Genomic DNA, 18,527 nt, shown 5'->3' on the forward strand with positions numbered 1-18,527 from the left:
AAAGCCAGTTCGATGAGCAGCGACATCATGAAGCCCACCCCGCGTCCGGGTATCCTCGACATTGCCGCCTATGTGCCCGGCAAGGAGCATGCCCCTGGCGTCGCACGGGTCTTCAAGCTGTCGTCGAACGAGACGCCGATGGGGCCGAGCCCGAAGGCGATCGACGCGTTCAAGCAGAGCGCCGGGCATCTGGAAATCTATCCCGACGGCCAGGCCACGACGCTGCGCGAGGCGATCGCCGACGTGCACGGGCTGAACAAGGCCAATATCCTGTGCGGCAACGGTTCCGACGAACTGCTCGGCCTGCTCTGCCATGTCTATCTCGGCGCGGGCGACGAAGGCATCATCACCGAACACGGCTTCCTCGTCTACAAGATCCAGATCATGGGCGCGGGCGCGACCCCGGTCGTGGTCAAGGAAAAGGACTGCACCGTTGACGTCGATGCGATTCTGGCTGCCGTGACCGAGAAGACGAAGATCGTCTTCCTCGCCAATCCGGGCAATCCGACCGGCACCTATGTGCCGGTGAGCGAGATCCGCCGCCTGCATGCCGGGCTGCCGGGCAATGTCATCCTGGTGCTCGATGCGGCCTATGCGGAATATGTCCGCCGCAACGACTACCAGGCCGGCATCGAGCTCGTTTCGGGCGCCCGCAACGTCGTCATGACCCGCACCTTCTCCAAGGTCTACGGCCTTGCGGCGCTGCGCATCGGCTGGGCCTATGCGCCGCTGGAGATCATCGATGCGCTGAACCGCGTGCGCGGCCCGTTCAACATGAACGCGCCGGCGATCGCCGCCGGGGCCGCCGCCGTGCGCGACCAGGAATTCGTCGCGATGGCCGTTGAGCACAATCTCACCTGGGTCGAGAAGGTCACCACGGCGCTTTCCGCGCTCGGCCTCAAGGTGACGCCTTCGGTTGCCAATTTCGTGCTGATCCACTTCCCCGAGGTCGACGGCAAGCGTGCGGCCGAAGCCGACGACTTCCTGACCAGCCGCGGCTTCATCCTGCGCGCGGTCAAGGGCTACGGCTTTGCCAATTCTCTGCGCATGACGATCGGCAGCGAAGAGGCCAATCGCGGCGTAATCGGCGCGCTGACCGAGTTCATGGGGCGTTCCTGATGCCGGAGCCGCTGTTCGACCGCATCGCGCTGATCGGCATCGGCCTGATCGGCTCCTCGATCGCCCGCGACGTCAAGGCGCTCCGCCTGGCCCGCGAGGTCGTGGTCTCGACCCGCAGCCCGGAGACGCTGAAGCGCGCCGAGGAACTCGATCTCGGGACGTCTTACGTGCTGTCGGCGGCGGACGCCGTCGAAGGGGCCGACCTGATCATCGTCTCCGTGCCTGTCGGCGCCTCCGAAGCGGTCGCCCGGCAGATCGCCCCGCATCTCAAACCCGGCGCCATCGTCACCGATGTCGGCTCGACCAAGGCTTCCGTCATCGCCCAGATGGCGCCGCACATGCCGAAGACCGTGCACTTCATTCCGGGCCATCCGCTGGCGGGCACAGAAAAGTCCGGCCCCGACGCCGGCTTCACCGGCCTGTTCCAGGGCCGCTGGTGTATCTTCACCCCGCTGCCGGGGACCGATGCCGCCGCCCTTGCCAGGCTCAAGGCCTTCTGGGAAGCGTTGGGCTCCAAGATCGACGAGATGGATCCGGAGCACCACGACAAGGTGCTGGCCATCGTGTCGCACCTGCCGCACATCATCGCCTACAACATTGTCGGCACGGCCGACGATCTGGAAACGGTGACCCAGTCGGAGGTGATCAAGTACTCGGCCTCGGGTTTCCGTGACTTCACGCGTCTCGCCGCCTCCGATCCGACCATGTGGCGCGACGTCTGCCTGCACAACAAGGATGCCATCCTCGAAATGCTGGCGCGTTTTTCGGAAGATCTCGCCTATCTGCAGCGGGCGATCCGCTGGGGCGAGGGCGACAAGCTGTTCGAGCTCTTCACCCGCACGCGCGCCGTCCGCCGCTCGATCATCGAGGCCGGCCAGGATGTCGACGTGCCGGACTTCGGCCGCCACTCGCTCGACAAGAAGGCCTGACCGGCGCGCTTACAGCGGCGGCAGGACGGCGATCGGGAAGATACCCAGCGACACTACGCCGTTCGTCACGGTCAGGTCGGCGCTCCCCTTGTCCTTGCCGGAAAACAGCGCGCCGAGCACGCTGGCGGCATTGTCGATCGTCTCCCGCTCGTCGGGGAATACCGTTCGAAGGGTCTCCTGCCACGCCTTGATGCCCTCGATCTCGACATGGAGCTTGCCCGAAACCATGCCGTCCCGGCCGACCGATACCGGGCCGGACACGGTCAGCACGCGACCCTCGCCCATGTCGGCGACGAAGCGGCGGATCTCGCCTTCGCTGCCGTAGAGCCCTTCGCCGCGGTCGCCCTCGAGATCGAGATACTTCGCCTTGCCGATCAGGGTCATGTCGATGCTCGCCGAGAGCGGCGGCAGAAGCGGCGGCTGGCCGTGCAGCGACAGGACCGCGTCCCTGGCGAGGACCGCCAGATCGAGATCACCGCCGGACCGGCGCACATGCGCCTCCGCGTGCGGCGCCTTTGCCTCGATCGTCTCCCCGTCGACCTGTCGCGTCAGCAGCGACTGCAGGTCCTTCGCCTCGATCGAGCTGCGGTCGAGGCCCGAAAGGCCGGCGCTCAGGCTCGAACGCATCTTCGTCCACTGCAGCGCCAGCGAGAAGCCGAGACTGGAGCGTATCTGCCCCGGTCCCTCCAGCTCCCACAACACGCGGCCGGGCGCATAGACCTGGGCCGCCGAGCGAAAGGCGCCGAAGGTCGCCGAAAGGCCGTGGAAATGGTCGTCGACCGTAAGCGTCGTGCAGGTCACGCCGATGCGGAAGGGATAGCCGCCGACCTTCATGTCCGGACAGGCGGCCTCGATGGCGGCCGGGTTGTCGCCGCTAAGGATCGCGGCGAGTTTCTTTTCCAGGGCCCCTGCCGCGCCAAACCACAAGCCGCTATAGACGAGCATGCCGACGGCGACGGCGATGCCGAGTCGCACGACCTTGCGGGTGGCGGGACTGCGGTTTTCCTCACGCGACGTTGCCATCAGGCGCTCCAAACGTAAAATGGTGATCCGGCAATCCGGCCGATGTTCTGGAATGACCCGCGATATGGACGAATTTTGGGTATTTGGCTACGGATCGCTGATGTGGAATCCGGGCTTTTCCTACGAGGAGCGAATTCAGGGCCGGATGATCGGCTATCGGCGGTCGCTCTGCGTTCGATCCTGGCATCACCGCGGCACCCGGGAAATGCCGGGTCTCGTGCTCGGGCTCGATCGCGGGGGCTCCTGCCGCGGGCTCGCCTTCCGGGTGGCGATGCGTGACCGCGAGGCGACGATCGAATATCTGCGTGAGCGCGAATTGGTGACGCATGTCTATGTGGAGCGCTCGCTTCCGGTGCGTCTGGACGACGGCCGCAAGGTGCAGGCTCTGACCTATGTGGTCGATCGCAGTCATCGCCAGTACGGCGGCGCGGTTTCGGTCGAGGAAGCGGCACGCATCGTCAACCAGGCGGTCGGCGTGTCCGGTCCCAATCCGGTCTATGTGGCCAACACGGTCGCGCATCTGCGCGAAATGGGCATTCGCGACCACTGGCTGGAACAGGTAGTCGCGGAAATCGAACGGCTGGAAGGCGTGGTGGCCTGAACGTCAGGCCGTCCCTTCCGCCTGCAGCTCCTTGAGCCGCTGCACGGCCGTCGGCGGCAGGGGCACCTGCGGATTGTCGCGCACGGTTTCGATCAGCAACTCGTCGCTCGCCTTTTCCAGCTTTTCGATCAGCGTCTGGTAAAACACGTCGGGGTCCAGTCCCGCCTCGATCGGCGGCAGGATCTTCACCTTGAAATGGCCGGGGAAGCGCAGGAACTTGCGGCGCGGCCAGAACAGGCCCGGATGCATGGCGACGGGCACGACCGGCACGTCGAGATCGCGGTAGATGCGGGCGATGCCGTATTTGTAGGCGGGCTCGGCGCCCGCCGGGCGGCGCGTGCCTTCCGGATAGATGATCAGCTGGCGGCCGGCCGCCATTTCCTGCTTGGCCCGTTCCATGACCTTGACCATCACCTTGCCGCGGGCGCCGCGATCGACCGGGATCATCTTCTGGCGAGCGACGTACCAGCCGAAGATCGGGATCCACATCAGTTCGCGCTTGAGGATGTAAACCGGATCGTCCAGCCAGGGGAGGAGCGCATAGGTGTCCCACAGGGACTGGTGCTTCGGCGCCAGGATATAGCCGCCCTCGGGGATGTTCTCCAGGCCTTCGACCGTGAAGGTCGTGCCGACGACCTTCTCCATCAGCCAGTGGTTGGAGCGCGCCCAGTTCTTCGGGATCGCGAAGGCCTTCTTGCGCGACGCCAGGAAGTAGTAGGGCGACAGCAGCACCATCTGGAGCACCAGATTGGTGTAGAACAGCGTGTTGAACAGGATGGAACGCAGGATGATCATTAGGCGCTTTTCCTCGGGCGGGCGTGAAAACGTCCCTATCGCAATTCGCCCGGGATAAAAAGCGCCGTTGCGGGATTTCCTCGGCGGCTCAGCCGGAGGTCTTGGCGATTTTCGCCGTCGAGCGCAGCCCGTCGCCGCTGCCCCAGCCGATGATGCCGCGGGCATAGGCGATCAGCGTCTTGCCGTATTCCGACAGAAGCGTGCGCAGCACGTCGGGCTCGGCATACCAGTCGGTGTGCTTGAGGTCGGAGTTGACCACCGGATAGGGAACATAGGTCGTCGCCCGATCCTTGCGCCGCAGTTCCATCAGGCTGCGCGGCATGTGGTAGTTGTTGGTGACCACCAGCACCGAGGAATAGCCGTGATCGTGTATCCAGCGCGAGATCTCGTTGGCGTTGCCGATCGTGTCGAGCGCTTCGTAGCCGACGTCGACGCAGCAGTCGAACAGGTCGCGGGACGCCTGCGTCATCTTGCGGATCTGGGCCGGCGAGGTCGTCGGATGGGCGCCGGAAATGAGCAGGCGGCGGCCGGAGCCGCGCCGCAGCAGCTCGACCGCCTGGTCGATGCGCTGGTAGCCCCCGGTCAGCACGACGATCGCATCGGCGCGCGCCTGGGAGGGCGGGGCGAGCGTGGTCACGGAATCGGCGAACCACAGGAAACCGGCGAGGAAGACGGCGACGAGGAAGATCGCGGCCAGCCCGCCGTAACGCAAAGCGCGGCGCAAGCGCCCCCGGCGGGCGAAGAGGCCGCCGGCGCTGCGCTGCGGCTGTTGCTCGCGGAAGGCTCTGTCGCGACTCATCTGACCCATCGTCATGGTTCGTGCATAACCTGCTTATTCCATGCGGAACAGGCGGCTTTGTGGCATTCAACAGGCATTCGCCGCATCAGTCGCCCAGCAGTCCGTCGGTGCGTGCCGGGTCGGAGCGGATGAGGTCGATCTCGTAGATCGTCCGGATCACGGTCAGCCGCGCCGTCAGGGTGGTCAGGAGCGCGATCACGATCATGGTCGCGAAGATCCCGAGATAGCCGAGATAGCCGATCGAAAACGTGCCGAACAGGGCCGCGGCCTGATCGCTCTCCGGCGTGGCGAGCGACCGGCTCTGCCAGTAACCGGCGAGCGCGAACAGGCCAGCTGCCAGAAGACCGCCGGCGGCCGCACCCTTGAGGCTGATCTTGAGGAAGTGCTTCTGGAATTCCTGGGCGACGAACGAGCCTTCCGCGCCGACGAAGTGCAGCACCTCGATGATGTGGCGATTGCCCGACAGCGCGCCGCGCGTGGCGAACACCACGGTCAGCACCATGGCGGTAAAGACCAGGACGAGAACGCCGGATCCGATCAGCACGGTGGTCCGCGCCATCTGTACGAGGCGGTCGACCCAGGTGCGGTGGTCGTCGAGGAAGGCCTGCGGCACCTCGGTCTTCAACAGGTCGCGCATCGCCGCGAAGTCGGGCGGGTTGGCTTCGTCGATGGTGATGATGACGAGGCGCGGCACCGGCAGTTCGTCGAGGTCGAGGCCGGTGCCGAGCCAAGGCTCCAGCAGCCGGGCGGTCGCCTCGTCGTCCATGATCTGGCCTTCCTTCGTGCCGACGAAGGTCAGCGCCAGGTCGCGAGCCTTGATGAGGGCCTTGTCCATGTCGAGCCCGTCGTCCGGCTTGATCTGGATGGTGATCTCGCGGGCGATCTGGCTCTGCCAGCCGGCGGCGGTGGCGCGCACCATGCTGACGGCGCCGAGCGTCAGGCAGGCGAGGAAGGCCATGATGGCGATCACCACCAGCAGCGCATTGCCCTGGATGTTGGAGGGCGGCAGGATCGGGCCCGTGGGCCTGACCGTCATCTCGGTCCGGCGCGGTGCCTGGGGCTTGGCTGCTGTCGTGCGCGGTGCGCGCCGGTCGTTCTGGTCGAGCTCAGTCATAGATATCGAGCCGCCCGTCTGTGAGGATCATGCGTCGGGCGTCGACCTGGTCCATCAGCGCGAGATCGTGGGTGGCGATCACCACGGCCGTGCCGAGACGGTTCAGCTCGAGGAAGAGGCTGAGAAGGCGCCGTGCCATGGGCGGGTCGACATTGCCGGTCGGCTCGTCGGCGAGCAGGATCTCCGGCCGGTCGATCAGGGCGCGGGCGATCGCCACGCGCTGCTTCTCGCCGCCCGACAGGACCGGCGGCAGCACGTTGATGCGCTCGCCAAGGCCCACCCATTTCAGCAGTTCCAGCACGTCGCCGCGATAGCCTGTCTCTTCCTTGCCGCGCACGCGCAGCGGCAGCGCGACGTTCTCATAGGTGGTCAGGTGATCGAGCAGCCGGAAATCCTGGAAGACGATGCCGACGCGCCGGCGCAGCATGGGCAGTTCGGCGCGCGGGATCTTGGTGATGTCGCGGCCGAAGCTGCGGATCAGTCCGCGCGTCGGCTGCAGCGACATGAACAGCAGGCGCAGCAGCGTGGTCTTGCCCGCGCCTGACGGGCCGGTCAGGAACTGGAAGGAACGCTTCGGAATATCGAAGGTCAGGTCGCGGAGGATCTCCGGTCCCATTCCATAGCGCAAGCCGACATTTTCGAAGTGGATCAAGAGCTCAGCCAGTCTGACAGATCGCGTGGGTCTGCACCATGTTAACGAAGAGGGTTAACAGCCGGTAAATTCCGCCCGAAAGATGGCGCCTTCCGACGGATCTTTTCGAAGCATTAACCATTTGAATTTACGACTGGAGGGGATTCGTTTCAATGCCCAGATTTGGCCGGTCGGCGGCTTATGCGAAAGGCACCGGAAAGATGAACGCATTCCGCTCGAGACGAGGGCCGGCGACGCCGGAGATCGACCTTCTGCCGCCTGCGCGACCCCGGCGGCCGCAGAGATCCATCCTTGGCGCCTCCGCCGACGTGATCGACGCGCATTTCGTCTCCGTGCCGGTCGCTACGCGCGAGGTGCCGCGCCGGCCGGACGCGAAACGAAGCTCCAACGACAATCGCCGGTTCTCCTCATCCGACCGCCGCACCGCCGGTGCCAACCGCTGGGCAAGCCTTGCCGGCGGGTCGCTACGCCGTACCGAAAAGGCGCTGCAATCCTTTTCCGACCGGGGCTTTGCCGCCTTCGTCGCCCTGGTCTTCGTGGTGATCTTCGCGCTGGCCGGGCTGATCGTCGGCGGCCCGGCCGAGCAGGCGAGTGCCGGCCCGCTGGACATCACCCATGTCAGCCTCACCCCGCGCGACGACGACGGCATGCGCATTCTCCAGGTCAATGCCATCATCGAAAACCGCAGCGCGGCGAAAAGCCAGGTGCCGAAGCTCAGGGCCGATCTGATCGCCGGCGGACAGGTGATCGCCAGCACCTATATCGCAACGCCGGTCGAAGAGATCGATGCGGGCCACAGCCGCGGAATCACGGCGCGATTGCTGCATCCCGGTGGAAAAACGCCGGAACTCAGGCTCTCCTTCGAGGAATTGGGTGCCTGACGCGCCCGACTGTGCTATCGGCCAACACTTTCCACGGCCGGCCCCTGCGATCGGCCATGCCGCAGCGCTTGAAGGAGTAAGCCATGCCCGTCGTCCGCGGAAAGAATATCGAGCCGCTCTACACCGCCCGGCAGATCGATGAGCGTAATCACCAGCTCGCGGCCGAAATCGCCAAGGGTCCGGCGCATGACCTGCTGGTGATCGCGGTCCTCAAGGGCTCCTTCATCTTCGCCGCCGACCTCATCCGCGCCCTGCACGATGTGGGGCTCGCCCCCGAGGTCGAGTTCATCACCCTGTCCAGCTATGGCACGGGGACCGTCTCGCAAGGGGTCCGGATCGTCAAGGACATCGACAGCGACGTGCATGGCCGCGACGTGCTGCTGATCGACGACATCCTCGAATCCGGCCGCACGCTCAAATTCGCCAAGGAACTGCTCCTGGAGCGGGGCGCCTCGAACGTTTCTCTCGCCGTGCTGCTCGACAAGAAGGTGAAGCGCCAGGAACAGCTCGAGGCCGATTATGTCGGCTTCGAATGCCCGGACTATTTCGTCGTCGGCTACGGCATGGACGTCGCCTATGCCTTCCGGGAACTGCCCTTCGTCGGTGTCGTCACCGGAGATGCGGACGGGGCCTGAGCTCGTTCGCCGGGCGAAGTGTCGCCCCGCAGCGAAGAGCAGTTGTTAACCATGGGGGCGGTCGGCCCCCTTGGCGTTTACCGATCGCAAACGAAACTCTGGTGATTTCGCTCTCGGACAATGAATGGACCGGGAGCAAGGCGATCATGGCGAAAATCCTCATTACGGAAGACGAAGATTCGCTGCGCTCCTTTGTTGCGCGGGCGCTGCGTCTCGACGGCCACGAGACCTTCGAGGCCGCCGACGGCGCCGAAGGGCTCGAACGCCTTGCGGAAGAGGCTTTCGACCTCCTGCTGTCGGATATCCGCATGCCGGTGATGGACGGCATCGAGCTTGCCCATCGCGCCGCCTCGTCCTTTCCCGACCTCAAGATCCTGCTGATGACCGGCTATGCCGAACAGCGCGAACGGGCGGACGACCTGTCGGCCAAGATCGTCGACGTGGTGTCGAAGCCCTTCGCCCTTCCCGACATCCGCGAAGCGGTGGCGCGCGCCCTGGCGGGCTGAATCGTCCCCACGTATGTGACGGTCAGCCTTTCGACTGCCCCTCTCACTGAATGTCGAGCAGCCTTTCGAGATAGCGGCGCTCGAATTCCGGGCCGGCATTGTCGCCGAGCTTCTTGCGGATCGCTTCGAGGATCTCCCGCGCCCGCTGCACGTCGATCTCGTCGGGCACGTTGACGCGTTCTCCAAAGTCCGGACCCGTGGTGGCGCGCGGGCGACCGAGCGGGTCACGGCCGGTCTGGTTGCCCTGGCCTTCGCCCTGCTGCTCGCCCTGCCCCTGCTGGCCGCGCATCGCCTGCATCATCTGGTTCATCATGTCGCGCGCGCCCTGGCGCAGCGCTTCGAGCGCCTTGCCCTGGCCTTCCACCGCCCGCTCGCCCTGGCTCTTGCCGAGCGCCTCGCCGGCGCCGCGCATCTCGCGCTCCGCCTGACCGAAGCCTTCGCCCGGCTTGACGCCGAGGTCGCCGAGGCCCTTCTGCAGTTCGTCCAGCTTCTTGCCAAGCGCGTCCTGCTGGGCGCGCAGGTTCTTCAGCGCTTCGCGCAACTGTTCGGCCGTCATCCGGTCGGTGGGCGAGCCCTGCTGGCCTTCCTGTCCGTCCTGACCCTGCTGCGGCTGCTGGCCGTCCTCGCCCTCCGGCGGCATCTGCTCGAGAAATTCGCCGTCTTCGCCGTCGCCCGGGTCGCCGCGCTGCATGCGGTCCTTCAGCGCCTGGTCGAGCTTGAAGGTCTCGTCCATCAGCCTCTGCTGGTCCTGCATGATCTCGCCGAGCTTGTCGATCTGCTGGCGCACCTGGCTGTTCTCCTGCTGCTGGCCGCGCTGCGGGCGTCCGGCCTGCAGGTTGTTCATCATGCGCTGCAGTTCGGAGAGCATCTGGCGGGCCGCGTCGCGATTGCCGGAGCGGGCCAGGTTCTCGATCTGGTTCATCATGTTTTCCAGGTCGCGCTGGCGCAGCACGTTCTGAGCCGACTGCTGCTGCTGGCCCTCGGCATTCGGTTGGCGCTCGGCCATGGCGCTCATGAATTCCTGCATGGCGGTGCGCAGCTCGTCCATCAGCTTCTTGATCTCTTCGTCCGGCGCATTGCGCTCCAGCGCGTCGGCCAGCGCCTGCTGGGCGTCGCGCAGCTTGCGTTCGGCCAGCGACAGCTCGCCGCCGTCGATGCCAAGGGCGATTTCCCAGAGATAGTCGGCGGTGTTTTCCAACTCGCCGGTCGAGCGGGCAAGCTTCATGCGCGCCTGCGCCGACTGGAGCAGCAGGTAGTGCGTCGTGTTGGGGATGGTTTCCTCGGGGCGGATGGTCAGCGCCTCGTTGAGGGCGATCGCGTAACGCAGGTCGCGGATGTCGAGGGCGAAGACCCGGCGCTCCTCGGCGACGGCCGCCGCCAGCGGCTCGACGAAGGCCCGGGCCGGCAGCACCATGTCATGCGGCGGGCTGCGGCCGGTCTGGCCCGCGCCGTCGGTCGCCACCAGCGTGATCCTGACCTTGCGGCCCGAGAGCGGGTGCTCGGTGATGTTGCGGCTCGACAGGCCCTTGGCGTCGCGGGCGTTGTGGCGCGGCAAGTCGAGCTTGTATTCCGGCAGGTCATAGAGCGGAATGGCATCCGCCTTTTCCTCCAGCGGCTCGATCTCGGCATAGGCCTTGGCAAGCCCGTAGTCGTCCTTGGCGGTGAAGCCGATCTCGAGCGCGCCGTTGGCGCTGCGGCGCGGCTGGCCGTCGAAGGCGATTTCCGGCGCCTTGTCGGGGATGACGTCGATCGCCCATTGCCGCCCGCCGACCAGAAGATCGCCGCTCGCGTCGAGTTTCCATTCGTGGACGCGCGCCGCGTTGGCATTGGCGTTCGCATTCGCGGCAGTGGAGGGAGGCGTGCCGATCGCTGGCTGGGCTGCTTCGCCCTCTGCTTTCGTCGAATCGTTCATGGCGATGTCGACCACCGTGCCGTCGTCGGCCCGGCGGAACAGGACCTTCTCGTCGGCGCTGCCGCCGCTGATACGCACGGTCGCCTGGGCATTCTGCGGGACCCGCGCCTTGGCCGCCATGGCCTGGCCGTCTCCCTGGCCATCACGGCCGGAGAGGAAGACCGGAGGCTGGCCGGTATAGGCGGGCGGGGTGATCCAGGCGTCGATCCTGAGCCCCGGTGCGTCGCCCGCCGCCGGCTGCTGGCGGAAGGCATCGGCGATCACGCCGGCGCCATTGGAGCCGGAATAGGCAAGCGCCGTGACGAACAGCAGGGCCGGCACGGCGCGAAGCGCATAGCGGTCGAAGCGCGCGATGTCCGGCCGGGGCAGGCCGGCGTCCAGGGCGGCGATCGTTTCGGCCATGCGGCGCTGGTGCTCGACCCAGAGCGCGCGGGCAAAGGGCGTCTCGAAGGCCGGCTCGTCGTCCTGCACGGCGACGGGCTGGTGGGCGAGATGGTTGCGCTCTTCCAGCAGCCGGTCGGCTTCCTCGCCGGCGGGCCAGCGCAGCCGGGCAAAGGGCAGGAGGCTCGCGACGAAGGCGACCGTCAGCGCGAATACGAGGACGAGGCGGGCCGGCTCCGGCAGCTGGCGATAGACGCCGAGCCAGGCGAGCGAGACGAAGATCGCGGCAATGCCGGCGAGCGGCAGGAACAGCGGCAGCACGCGTTCGGCAAACAGGACCAGCCGCGCCAGGAAGCGCTTGATCGCCACCCGCCGTGCCAGCGCCGGGTCGGTGCGAAACGCACCCGTTCTCGTGCCGCCCGGCTGCGGGGTCATCGGTCGGGTCTCCGTGTGGCCCGCGGCTCACCTGTTCGGCGAGCAAGGCGCGGATCTGCTGTCCTTACGAACGGCAAGGATAGCATCGTTTGTGGCGAAGACGAGGGCGGCGAGCCGATCGGGCCCGCTTTTTTGAACCGGTCGCCGAAAAGTGAACGGCGACCGGGCGCTTCGGTCAGGCCAGCCAGGCCGGAATCGAATCGAGCGCGATCAGGTCCTCGTAGCTCGGGCGCGGGCGAATCACGTGGAATTCGCTGCCGTTGACCAACACCTCGGGGATCAGCCGGCGGGAGTTGTAGGTGCCCGCCTGTACCGCGCCGTAGGCGCCGGCCGAACCGACGGCGAGCAGGTCGCCGGAGCGCGGCATGGCCATCTCCCGGTCGAGCGCCAGATAGTCGCCGGTCTCGCAGACCGGGCCGACGATATCGGCGCGGATGCGGGGCGCGCTGGCCGCCGAGATCACCACCGGGCGAACCTCGTGGTAGGCCTCGTAGAGCGTCGGGCGGATCAGGTCGTTCATCGCGGCGTCGACGATGACGAAGGTCTTGTCGCCGCCGTCCTTCACATAGATCACTTCCGTCACCAGAATGCCGGCATTGCCGACGATCAGGCGGCCGGGTTCGGCGATGATCTTGCACTCGAGGCCGGCGAGCTGTTCCAGCACGACCTTGGCATAGGCGGTGGGTTCCGGCGGCGGGTTGTTGTCGTCCTTGTAGGGAATGCCGAGGCCGCCGCCGATGTCGACGTGGTCGATCGCGTGACCGTCGGCACGCAGTGTGTCGACGAGTTCGCGCAACAGCCGGAAGGCATCCTCGAAGGGCTGCATTTCGGTAATCTGGCTGCCGATATGCATGTCGATGCCGGAAACCTTTATGCCGGGCAGGCTTGCCGCGCGGGCATAGACGGCGCGGGCGCGGTCGAAGGAAATGCCGAACTTGTTTTCCTTCTTGCCGGTGGAGATCTTGGCATGGGTCCTGGCGTCGACGTCCGGATTGACGCGGAAGGACACATGCGCCGTCTTGCCGGCCTTTTGCGCCCGGCTTGCCAGCACTTCGAGTTCCGGTTCGCTCTCGACGTTGAAGCAGTAGATGCCGACGTCCAGCGCCAGGTCCATTTCCTGCACGGTCTTGCCGACGCCGGAAAACATGATGCGGTTGGCCGGTACGCCGGCGGCAAGCGCGCGCCTGAGTTCGCCTTCGGACACGACGTCGACGCCGGCGCCGAGCCTTGCCAGCGTCTTCAGCACCGCCTGGTTGGAATTGGCCTTCATGGCGTAGCAGACCATGGAATCGACGCCGGAAAAGGCCTTGGCGAAGACCTTGTAGTGCCGCTCCAGGGTGGCGGTCGAATAGCAGTAGAACGGCGTGCCGACGGCCCTGGCGATTTCGGGTACGGAAACGTCCTCGGCGTAGAGCACGCCGTCGCGGTAGTCGAAATGGTTCACGGGCTTGGACCTGTCAGAGAAGGGGGTCGAGGACGAAGGGCTTGTCGGGGACGGTCGGCTGGGCCGGTTTCTCGCCGGGGGTCAGCTTGTTCTGCTGCGCGGCCGGCATGCTTGGTGGATCGAGATCGGCCTTGCGGCCGCAACCCGACAGCACAAGGGCCGTCACGAGCATCAGGCCTGCGGCCACTGTTCCACGTCGAAGCGTCTTCACCATCACCCTGTCCACCGAAAATATCGTCCCCTAGCGTGTAGCGAAAATCGGGGCGCTTGTGCACCCTCAATCTCGTGATGGTCCTGCAAACGACCGTGATCAGTTGCGCGCGCGCCACCAGGCGATCTGCTTCCTGACTTCCGACGGCGCGGTGCCGCCGAAGCTCTTGCGGCTGGCGACCGAGGCCTCGACGGTCAGCACGTCGAAAATCCCGGCGGTGATCGCCGGATTGATCGACTGCAGGTCTTCCAGCGAGAGTTCGGCGAGGTCGCATCCTCTCGCTTCCGCCATGGCGACCGCCTTGCCGGTCGCGTGGTGGGCGTCGCGGAAGGGCAGGCCGGCTTCCCTGACCAGCCAGTCGGCGAGATCGGTCGCGGTCGAATAGCCGGAGCCGGCCGCGGCCTTCATCCTGTCGGTGCGGATCGTCATGTCGCGCACCATGCCGGTCATGGCGGCGATCGCCAGTTCCAGGCTCTCGGCCGAATCGAAGACCTGTTCCTTGTCTTCCTGCATGTCCTTGGAATAGGCGAGCGGCAGGCCCTTCATCACGGTCAGCAGCGCCACCAGCGAGCCGTTGATGCGGCCGGTCTTGGCGCGCACCAGTTCGGCGGCGTCCGGGTTCTTTTTCTGCGGCATGATCGACGAGCCGGTCGAAAACGCATCCGACAGGCGGATGAAGCCGAACTGAGGCGTCGACCAGATGACGATCTCTTCGGCCAGCCGCGACAGATGCGTGGCGCAGATCGAGGCGATCGACAGGAATTCCAGCGCGAAGTCGCGGTCCGACACGGTGTCGATCGAATTGCGGGTCGGCTCGCGGAAGCCGAGCGCCTTGGCCGTCATGTGGCGGTCGATGGCAAAGCCTGTGCCGGCGAGCGCCGCTGCCCCGATCGGGCTCTCGTCCATGTGCTCGATGGCGTGGCGCACGCGCTGGCGGTCGCGGCCGAACATTTCGACATAGGCCATGCAGTGGTGGCCGAAGGTCACCGGCTGGGCGGTCTGGAGATGGGTGAAGCCCGGCATGACGGTGTCGGCATGTTCCTCGGCGCGGTCGAGGAAGGCGGCGATCAGCGCGGTCAGCGAAGCCTCGACCTTCTGCAGCTCTTCCTTGACCCAGAGCCGGAAGTCGAGCGCCACCTGGTCGTTGCGCGAGCGGGCGGTGTGCAGCCGTCCGGCGGCGGGGCCGATCAGCTCGGCCAGCCGCGCCTCGACGTTCATGTGGATGTCCTCGAGCTTGCGCGAGAAGACGAACTGGCCGCTTTCGATCTCTGACAGGATCGTGTTCAGGCCGTGAACGATCTTGTCTTTGTCCTCGGCCGAGATAATGCCTTGATGCGCCAGCATGGTCGCATGCGCGATTGAGCCGCGGATGTCCTGGGCGTAAAGCTTCTTGTCGAAACCGATGGAGGCATTTATCTCCTCCATGATGGCCGCGGGGCCGGAAGCGAAGCGACCGCCCCACATCTGGTTGGAGGATTTCGTGTTCTTGGTGTCCTCGGCCATGCCTTGCCCATCCTGGAGACTGCAATGACAGAAAAAAGACCGCTCGGACTTCCTTCCGCCAAGCTTGTTGCGATTGCGGCGGTCGCCGGGATCCTTGCCGGCGCGGTGGCGGTATACGTGAAGCAGACCACGTCTGGCAATGGGACCGAGGTCGCCGATGCCGCGCAGTGTGCGGCTTCCGTCGAAAAAGCGGCCGCGCTTAAGCCGTTCACCACCGGTGACGTCGCCGCCATGGTCGCGGCAGCGGAGCCGCGGGTGATCGACGGGCTGTCCTTCAAGGACCAGGCGGACAAGGACCTGACGCTCGCCGATTTCTCCGGCAAGACGGTTCTCCTCAATCTCTGGGCCACCTGGTGCGTACCCTGCCGCGAGGAAATGCCGGCGCTCAACGCGTTGCAGAAGGCCGAGGGCAGTGAGGCCTTCCAGGTTCTGGCGGTCAATATCGACACCGGCGCGATCGACAAGCCGAAGGCGTTCCTTGAGGAAATCGGGGTCGATCAGCTGGGGCTCTACCGCGATGCCAGCATGGGCGTGTTCAATACGATGAAGAAGGAGGGCCTGGCCTTCGGCCTGCCGGTCACGCTGCTGATCGACGGCAAGGGCTGCCTGCTCGGCTCGATGAACGGCCCCGCCGCCTGGGACGGCAAGGATGCCTCGGCGCTGATCAAGGCCGCCGTCGGCACGTGAGCCCAGTCATGGACGGGGAGCTTGTCCCGGAAGCACGCCGGTACCTCCGTGTCGCCAGTCCTGTGCGTGATCCTCAGCGCGTGGGGACCGGCACTTCGCCGCGATAGTCGTAGAAGCCGCGGCCGGCCTTGCGGCCGAGCCAGCCGGCTTCGACATATTTCACCAGCAGCGGGCAGGGGCGATACTTGCTGTCGGACAGGCCGTCATGCAGGACCTGCATGATCGACAGGCAGGTGTCGAGCCCGATGAAGTCGGCGAGCTGCAGCGGGCCCATCGGGTGATTGGCGCCGAGCCGCATGGCGGTGTCGATCGCCTCGACCGAGCCGACGCCTTCATAGAGCGTGTAGATCGCCTCGTTGATCATCGGCAGCAGGATTCGGTTGACGATGAAAGCCGGGAAGTCCTCGGCGACGGTGATCGTCTTGTCGAGCGAGCGGACGAAGGTCTTGGCCGTGTCGAAGGTGGTTTCGTCGGTGGCGATGCCGCGCACCAGTTCGACCAGCTTCATCACCGGCACGGGATTCATGAAGTGAATGCCCATGAAGCGTTCCGGCCGGTCCGTGGCGGAGGCGAGCCGGGTGATGGAGAGCGACGAGGTGTTGGTGGCGAGCAGCGCCTCCGGCTTCAGCACGGGGCAGACCTGGGCGAAGATCTTGCGCTTGACCGTTTCGTCCTCGGTCGCGGCCTCGATTACCAGGTCCATCGGCGCCAGGTCGTTGATGTCGGCGCTGCCGGAAATGCGCGAAAGGGCCGCCTTGCGGTCCTCGTCGGAGAGCTTGCCGTTGGTGACCTGGCGGGCGAGGTTGCCGTTGATGGTGGCGAGACCAGCCTCGATGCGGTCCTTCGAAAGGTCGTAGATCGTGACCTTGTAGCCGGCGAGTGCCGATACATGGGCAATGCCGCAGCCCATCTGGCCCGCGCCCACGACACCCACATTGCCGATAACCGTCGTCATTGCGTTCTCCTCACCACTCCGCAGTCGCATTCTTACAAAAATGCCGGGCCAACGAAAGCCGGCCCGGCAAATTGATAGACCCGCGCGGGGCGTTTTTCCAGTCTTTTCGCAGTTGCGAAAGGAATGGCGTTCAGAGCGCCTTTTCCAGCTCCGGCAGAGCCTCGAACAGGTCGGCGACCAGACCGTAGTCGGCGACCTGGAAGATCGGTGCCTCTTCGTCCTTATTGATCGCGACGATGACCTTGGAATCCTTCATGCCGGCGAGATGCTGGATGGCGCCGGAGATGCCGCAGGCGATGTAGAGCTGCGGGGCGACCACCTTGCCGGTCTGGCCGACCTGCCAGTCGTTCGGGGCGTAGCCTGCGTCGACGGCGGCGCGCGAAGCGCCGACGGCGGCACCGAGCTTGTCGGCCACCGGCAGGATGACGGCGTTGAACTTCTCCGACGAGCCGAGCGCGCGGCCCCCCGAGATGATGATCTTGGCCGAGGTCAGTTCCGGACGGTCGGAGCTCGACAGCGCGTCGTTGACGAAGGACGAGACGCCCGGATTGGCCGCGGCGCCGACGGTCTCGACGGCCGCTGAGCCGCCTTCGCCGGCGGCGGCGAAGGATGCGGTGCGCACGGTGATGACCTTCTTGGCGTCGCTCGACTGCACGGTCTGGATGGCGTTGCCGGCATAGATCGGACGCTTGAAGGTGTCGGCCGAAACGACCTCGACGATATCCGAGACCTGCATGACGTCGAGCAGGGCGGCCACGCGCGGCATGACGTTCTTGGCCGAGGAGGTGGCGGGCGCGATGATGGTGTCATAGGCGCTGGCGAGGCCGACGATCAGGGCGGCGAGCGGCTCGGCGAGGTTGTTGGCAAGGCTCGCATCGTCGGCGAGCAGCACCTTGGATACGCCCGAGAGCTTGGCGGCGGCGTCGGCCGCAGCCTTGGCACCGGCGCCGGCGACCAGCACGTGAACGTCGCCGCCGATCTTTGCGGCGGCCGTCAGCGCCTTGGCGGTCTGGTCGGACAGGGTTGCGTTGTCGTGTTCTGCCAGAAGAAGAATGGCCATGTTTCTATGTCTCCTATCCCGGTCCGATTACAGCACGCCGGCTTCGTTCTTCAGCTTGTCGACCAGTTCGGCGACCGACTTGACCTTGATGCCTGCCTTGCGGCCGCTCGGTTCTTCGGTCTTGAGCACCTTCAGGCGCGCCGTGGTGTCGACGCCGAAGTCGGCGGGCGTCTTCTTGTCGAGCGGCTTCTTTTTCGCCTTCATGATGTTCGGCAGCGAAGCGTAGCGCGGCTCGTTGAGGCGCAGGTCGGTGGTGATGACCGCCGGCAGCTTGACCTCGATGGTCTGCAGGCCGCCGTCGACTTCGCGGGTGACGGATGCCTTGCCGTCGCCGATCTCGACCTTCGAGGCGAAGGTGCCCTGCGCCCAGCCGAGTAGCGCGGACAGCATCTGGCCGGTCTGGTTGGAATCGTCGTCGATCGCCTGCTTGCCGGTGATGACCAGGCCCGGCTGTTCGGCGTCGATCACGCCCTTCAGCAGCTTGGCGACGGCGAGCGGCTCGACGGCGTCGTCGGTCTCGACCAGCACGGCGCGGTCGGCACCCATGGCGAGCGCGGTGCGCAGCGTTTCCTCGGCCTTGGCCGGGCCGATCGACACGACCACGACTTCCGATGCCTTGCCGGCTTCCTTGAGGCGAAGCGCTTCTTCGACGGCGATTTCGTCGAACGGGTTCATCGACATCTTGACGTTGGCCAGCTCGACGCCGGAGCCGTCCGGCTTCACGCGGATCTTGACGTTGTAGTCCACAACCCGCTTAACGGTCACGAGTATCTTCATGGGTTCCTTCCTTCACTGCTCCCGCCGGAAAATGCGCTTAGTTGCGGTCCGCCGATTGTCGAATGGCGACATCGATACGCATTTTTCGCCCAAACACAACGCTCCAGC

At 65.8% G+C, this 18,527-nt stretch carries 19 protein-coding genes; 7 read left to right on the plus strand and 12 right to left on the minus strand.

The genetic code is table 11. The features are described from left to right. Window positions 1-12 precede the first annotated feature (12 nt). Window positions 13-1,119 (plus strand): histidinol-phosphate transaminase, encoded by a 1,107-nt coding sequence (gene hisC, locus AC07Y0_RS22465; RefSeq protein ID WP_498679837.1) that lies wholly within the window; start codon window positions 13-15, stop codon window positions 1,117-1,119. Further along, window positions 1,119-2,048: a prephenate/arogenate dehydrogenase family protein gene (locus AC07Y0_RS22470; protein ID WP_498679838.1), complete on the plus strand. Its 930-nt coding sequence runs from the start codon at window positions 1,119-1,121 to the stop codon at window positions 2,046-2,048. The genes hisC and AC07Y0_RS22470 overlap by 1 nt, the downstream gene beginning before the upstream one ends. Before the next feature lie 9 nt (window positions 2,049-2,057). On the opposite strand, the gene AC07Y0_RS22475 is transcribed toward AC07Y0_RS22470, so the two are convergent. Next, entirely contained in the window at window positions 2,058-3,071 is a 1,014-nt protein-coding gene (locus AC07Y0_RS22475; protein WP_498679839.1) for a DUF2125 domain-containing protein, read from the minus strand. Window positions 3,072-3,135: 64 nt separating this feature from the next. Between AC07Y0_RS22475 and AC07Y0_RS22480 the strand changes: the two genes are divergently transcribed. After that, window positions 3,136-3,672 (plus strand): gamma-glutamylcyclotransferase, encoded by a 537-nt coding sequence (locus tag AC07Y0_RS22480; protein ID WP_498679840.1) that lies wholly within the window; start codon window positions 3,136-3,138, stop codon window positions 3,670-3,672. A gap of 3 nt (window positions 3,673-3,675) precedes the next feature. Here the strand turns inward: AC07Y0_RS22480 and AC07Y0_RS22485 are convergent, their stop codons facing one another. The 4 genes from AC07Y0_RS22485 to ftsE form a co-directional block, all read right to left on the minus strand. Then, entirely contained in the window at window positions 3,676-4,467 is a 792-nt protein-coding gene (locus AC07Y0_RS22485) for a lysophospholipid acyltransferase family protein (protein WP_498679841.1), read from the minus strand. 88 nt (window positions 4,468-4,555) lie between these two features. After that, on the minus strand, window positions 4,556-5,266 hold the full coding sequence (locus AC07Y0_RS22490) for a YdcF family protein (RefSeq protein ID WP_498679842.1): 711 nt from the start codon (window positions 5,264-5,266) through the stop codon (window positions 4,556-4,558). A gap of 85 nt (window positions 5,267-5,351) precedes the next feature. After that, window positions 5,352-6,380: a cell division protein FtsX gene (locus tag AC07Y0_RS22495; RefSeq protein WP_498679843.1), complete on the minus strand. Its 1,029-nt coding sequence runs from the start codon at window positions 6,378-6,380 to the stop codon at window positions 5,352-5,354. Next, window positions 6,373-7,032, minus strand: coding sequence for a cell division ATP-binding protein FtsE (gene ftsE / locus AC07Y0_RS22500; protein WP_498679844.1), 660 nt, complete (start codon window positions 7,030-7,032; stop codon window positions 6,373-6,375). The genes AC07Y0_RS22495 and ftsE overlap by 8 nt, the downstream gene beginning before the upstream one ends. 200 nt (window positions 7,033-7,232) lie before the next feature. Between ftsE and AC07Y0_RS22505 the strand changes: the two genes are divergently transcribed. The 3 genes from AC07Y0_RS22505 (at window position 7,233) to AC07Y0_RS22515 (ending at window position 9,054) form a co-directional block, all read left to right on the plus strand. Then, window positions 7,233-7,913, plus strand: a complete 681-nt coding sequence (locus AC07Y0_RS22505) for a hypothetical protein (RefSeq protein WP_498679845.1) — start codon at window positions 7,233-7,235, stop codon at window positions 7,911-7,913. Window positions 7,914-7,996: 83 nt separating this feature from the next. Next, window positions 7,997-8,548: a hypoxanthine phosphoribosyltransferase gene (gene hpt, locus AC07Y0_RS22510; protein ID WP_498679846.1), complete on the plus strand. Its 552-nt coding sequence runs from the start codon at window positions 7,997-7,999 to the stop codon at window positions 8,546-8,548. Window positions 8,549-8,694: 146 nt separating this feature from the next. Next, window positions 8,695-9,054 carry a response regulator gene (locus tag AC07Y0_RS22515; RefSeq protein ID WP_498679847.1) on the plus strand — a complete coding sequence of 120 codons (360 nt, stop codon included), beginning with the start codon at window positions 8,695-8,697 and terminating at the stop codon, window positions 9,052-9,054. 43 nt (window positions 9,055-9,097) lie between these two features. On the opposite strand, the gene AC07Y0_RS22520 is transcribed toward AC07Y0_RS22515, so the two are convergent. The 4 genes from AC07Y0_RS22520 to argH all read right to left on the minus strand — a co-directional run bounded on the left by AC07Y0_RS22520 (window position 9,098) and on the right by argH (window position 14,940). Continuing rightward, entirely contained in the window at window positions 9,098-11,782 is a 2,685-nt protein-coding gene (locus tag AC07Y0_RS22520; protein WP_498679848.1) for a TIGR02302 family protein, read from the minus strand. A gap of 175 nt (window positions 11,783-11,957) precedes the next feature. Next, window positions 11,958-13,226 carry a diaminopimelate decarboxylase gene (lysA, locus tag AC07Y0_RS22525; protein WP_498679849.1) on the minus strand — a complete coding sequence of 423 codons (1,269 nt, stop codon included), beginning with the start codon at window positions 13,224-13,226 and terminating at the stop codon, window positions 11,958-11,960. 13 nt (window positions 13,227-13,239) lie between these two features. Continuing rightward, a complete protein-coding gene (gene lptM, locus AC07Y0_RS22530; protein WP_498679850.1) occupies window positions 13,240-13,440 on the minus strand; it encodes an LPS translocon maturation chaperone LptM in 201 nt (66 codons plus the stop codon). Window positions 13,441-13,536: 96 nt separating this feature from the next. Further along, entirely contained in the window at window positions 13,537-14,940 is a 1,404-nt protein-coding gene (argH, locus tag AC07Y0_RS22535; protein ID WP_498679851.1) for an argininosuccinate lyase, read from the minus strand. Window positions 14,941-14,964: 24 nt separating this feature from the next. On the opposite strand from argH, the gene tlpA reads away from it, so the two are divergent. Further along, the gene (gene tlpA / locus AC07Y0_RS22540; RefSeq protein WP_498679852.1) at window positions 14,965-15,627 is read left to right on the plus strand and encodes a thiol:disulfide interchange protein TlpA; all 663 of its coding nucleotides are present in this window, start codon (window positions 14,965-14,967) and stop codon (window positions 15,625-15,627) included. Between the two features lie 73 nt (window positions 15,628-15,700). Here tlpA and AC07Y0_RS22545 read toward each other — a convergent pair whose 3' ends face one another. The 3 genes from AC07Y0_RS22545 to AC07Y0_RS22555 form a co-directional block, all read right to left on the minus strand. Then, window positions 15,701-16,582 carry a 3-hydroxybutyryl-CoA dehydrogenase gene (locus AC07Y0_RS22545; protein WP_454747830.1) on the minus strand — a complete coding sequence of 294 codons (882 nt, stop codon included), beginning with the start codon at window positions 16,580-16,582 and terminating at the stop codon, window positions 15,701-15,703. A 130-nt stretch (window positions 16,583-16,712) separates the two neighbouring features. Further along, window positions 16,713-17,642 carry an electron transfer flavoprotein subunit alpha/FixB family protein gene (locus AC07Y0_RS22550; RefSeq protein WP_498679853.1) on the minus strand — a complete coding sequence of 310 codons (930 nt, stop codon included), beginning with the start codon at window positions 17,640-17,642 and terminating at the stop codon, window positions 16,713-16,715. 27 nt (window positions 17,643-17,669) lie between these two features. Further along, entirely contained in the window at window positions 17,670-18,419 is a 750-nt protein-coding gene (locus AC07Y0_RS22555) for an electron transfer flavoprotein subunit beta/FixA family protein (RefSeq protein WP_498679854.1), read from the minus strand. Window positions 18,420-18,527: the final 108 nt, after the last annotated feature.

This window comes from Allorhizobium sp. GW101-3B10 (genome assembly GCF_059424725.1).

What these genes read in the sequence shown, in the direction of transcription:
- AC07Y0_RS22495 (WP_498679843.1), bottom strand. Translation starts at nt 6,380, where the DNA reads ATGACTGAGCTCGACCAGAACGACCGGCGCGCACCGCGCACGACAGCA.
- AC07Y0_RS22545 (WP_454747830.1), bottom strand. Translation starts at nt 16,582, where the DNA reads ATGACGACGGTTATCGGCAATGTGGGTGTCGTGGGCGCGGGCCAGATG.
- AC07Y0_RS22490 (WP_498679842.1), bottom strand. Translation starts at nt 5,266, where the DNA reads ATGAGTCGCGACAGAGCCTTCCGCGAGCAACAGCCGCAGCGCAGCGCC.
- AC07Y0_RS22475 (WP_498679839.1), bottom strand. Translation starts at nt 3,071, where the DNA reads ATGGCAACGTCGCGTGAGGAAAACCGCAGTCCCGCCACCCGCAAGGTC.
- AC07Y0_RS22480 (WP_498679840.1), top strand. Translation starts at nt 3,136, where the DNA reads ATGGACGAATTTTGGGTATTTGGCTACGGATCGCTGATGTGGAATCCG.
- AC07Y0_RS22485 (WP_498679841.1), bottom strand. Translation starts at nt 4,467, where the DNA reads ATGATCATCCTGCGTTCCATCCTGTTCAACACGCTGTTCTACACCAAT.
- AC07Y0_RS22555 (WP_498679854.1), bottom strand. Translation starts at nt 18,419, where the DNA reads ATGAAGATACTCGTGACCGTTAAGCGGGTTGTGGACTACAACGTCAAG.
- hpt (WP_498679846.1), top strand. Translation starts at nt 7,997, where the DNA reads ATGCCCGTCGTCCGCGGAAAGAATATCGAGCCGCTCTACACCGCCCGG.
- hisC (WP_498679837.1), top strand. Translation starts at nt 13, where the DNA reads ATGAGCAGCGACATCATGAAGCCCACCCCGCGTCCGGGTATCCTCGAC.
- lptM (WP_498679850.1), bottom strand. Translation starts at nt 13,440, where the DNA reads ATGGTGAAGACGCTTCGACGTGGAACAGTGGCCGCAGGCCTGATGCTC.
- AC07Y0_RS22515 (WP_498679847.1), top strand. Translation starts at nt 8,695, where the DNA reads ATGGCGAAAATCCTCATTACGGAAGACGAAGATTCGCTGCGCTCCTTT.
- argH (WP_498679851.1), bottom strand. Translation starts at nt 14,940, where the DNA reads ATGGCCGAGGACACCAAGAACACGAAATCCTCCAACCAGATGTGGGGC.
- AC07Y0_RS22550 (WP_498679853.1), bottom strand. Translation starts at nt 17,642, where the DNA reads ATGGCCATTCTTCTTCTGGCAGAACACGACAACGCAACCCTGTCCGAC.
- AC07Y0_RS22520 (WP_498679848.1), bottom strand. Translation starts at nt 11,782, where the DNA reads ATGACCCCGCAGCCGGGCGGCACGAGAACGGGTGCGTTTCGCACCGAC.
- AC07Y0_RS22505 (WP_498679845.1), top strand. Translation starts at nt 7,233, where the DNA reads ATGAACGCATTCCGCTCGAGACGAGGGCCGGCGACGCCGGAGATCGAC.
- AC07Y0_RS22470 (WP_498679838.1), top strand. Translation starts at nt 1,119, where the DNA reads ATGCCGGAGCCGCTGTTCGACCGCATCGCGCTGATCGGCATCGGCCTG.
- tlpA (WP_498679852.1), top strand. Translation starts at nt 14,965, where the DNA reads ATGACAGAAAAAAGACCGCTCGGACTTCCTTCCGCCAAGCTTGTTGCG.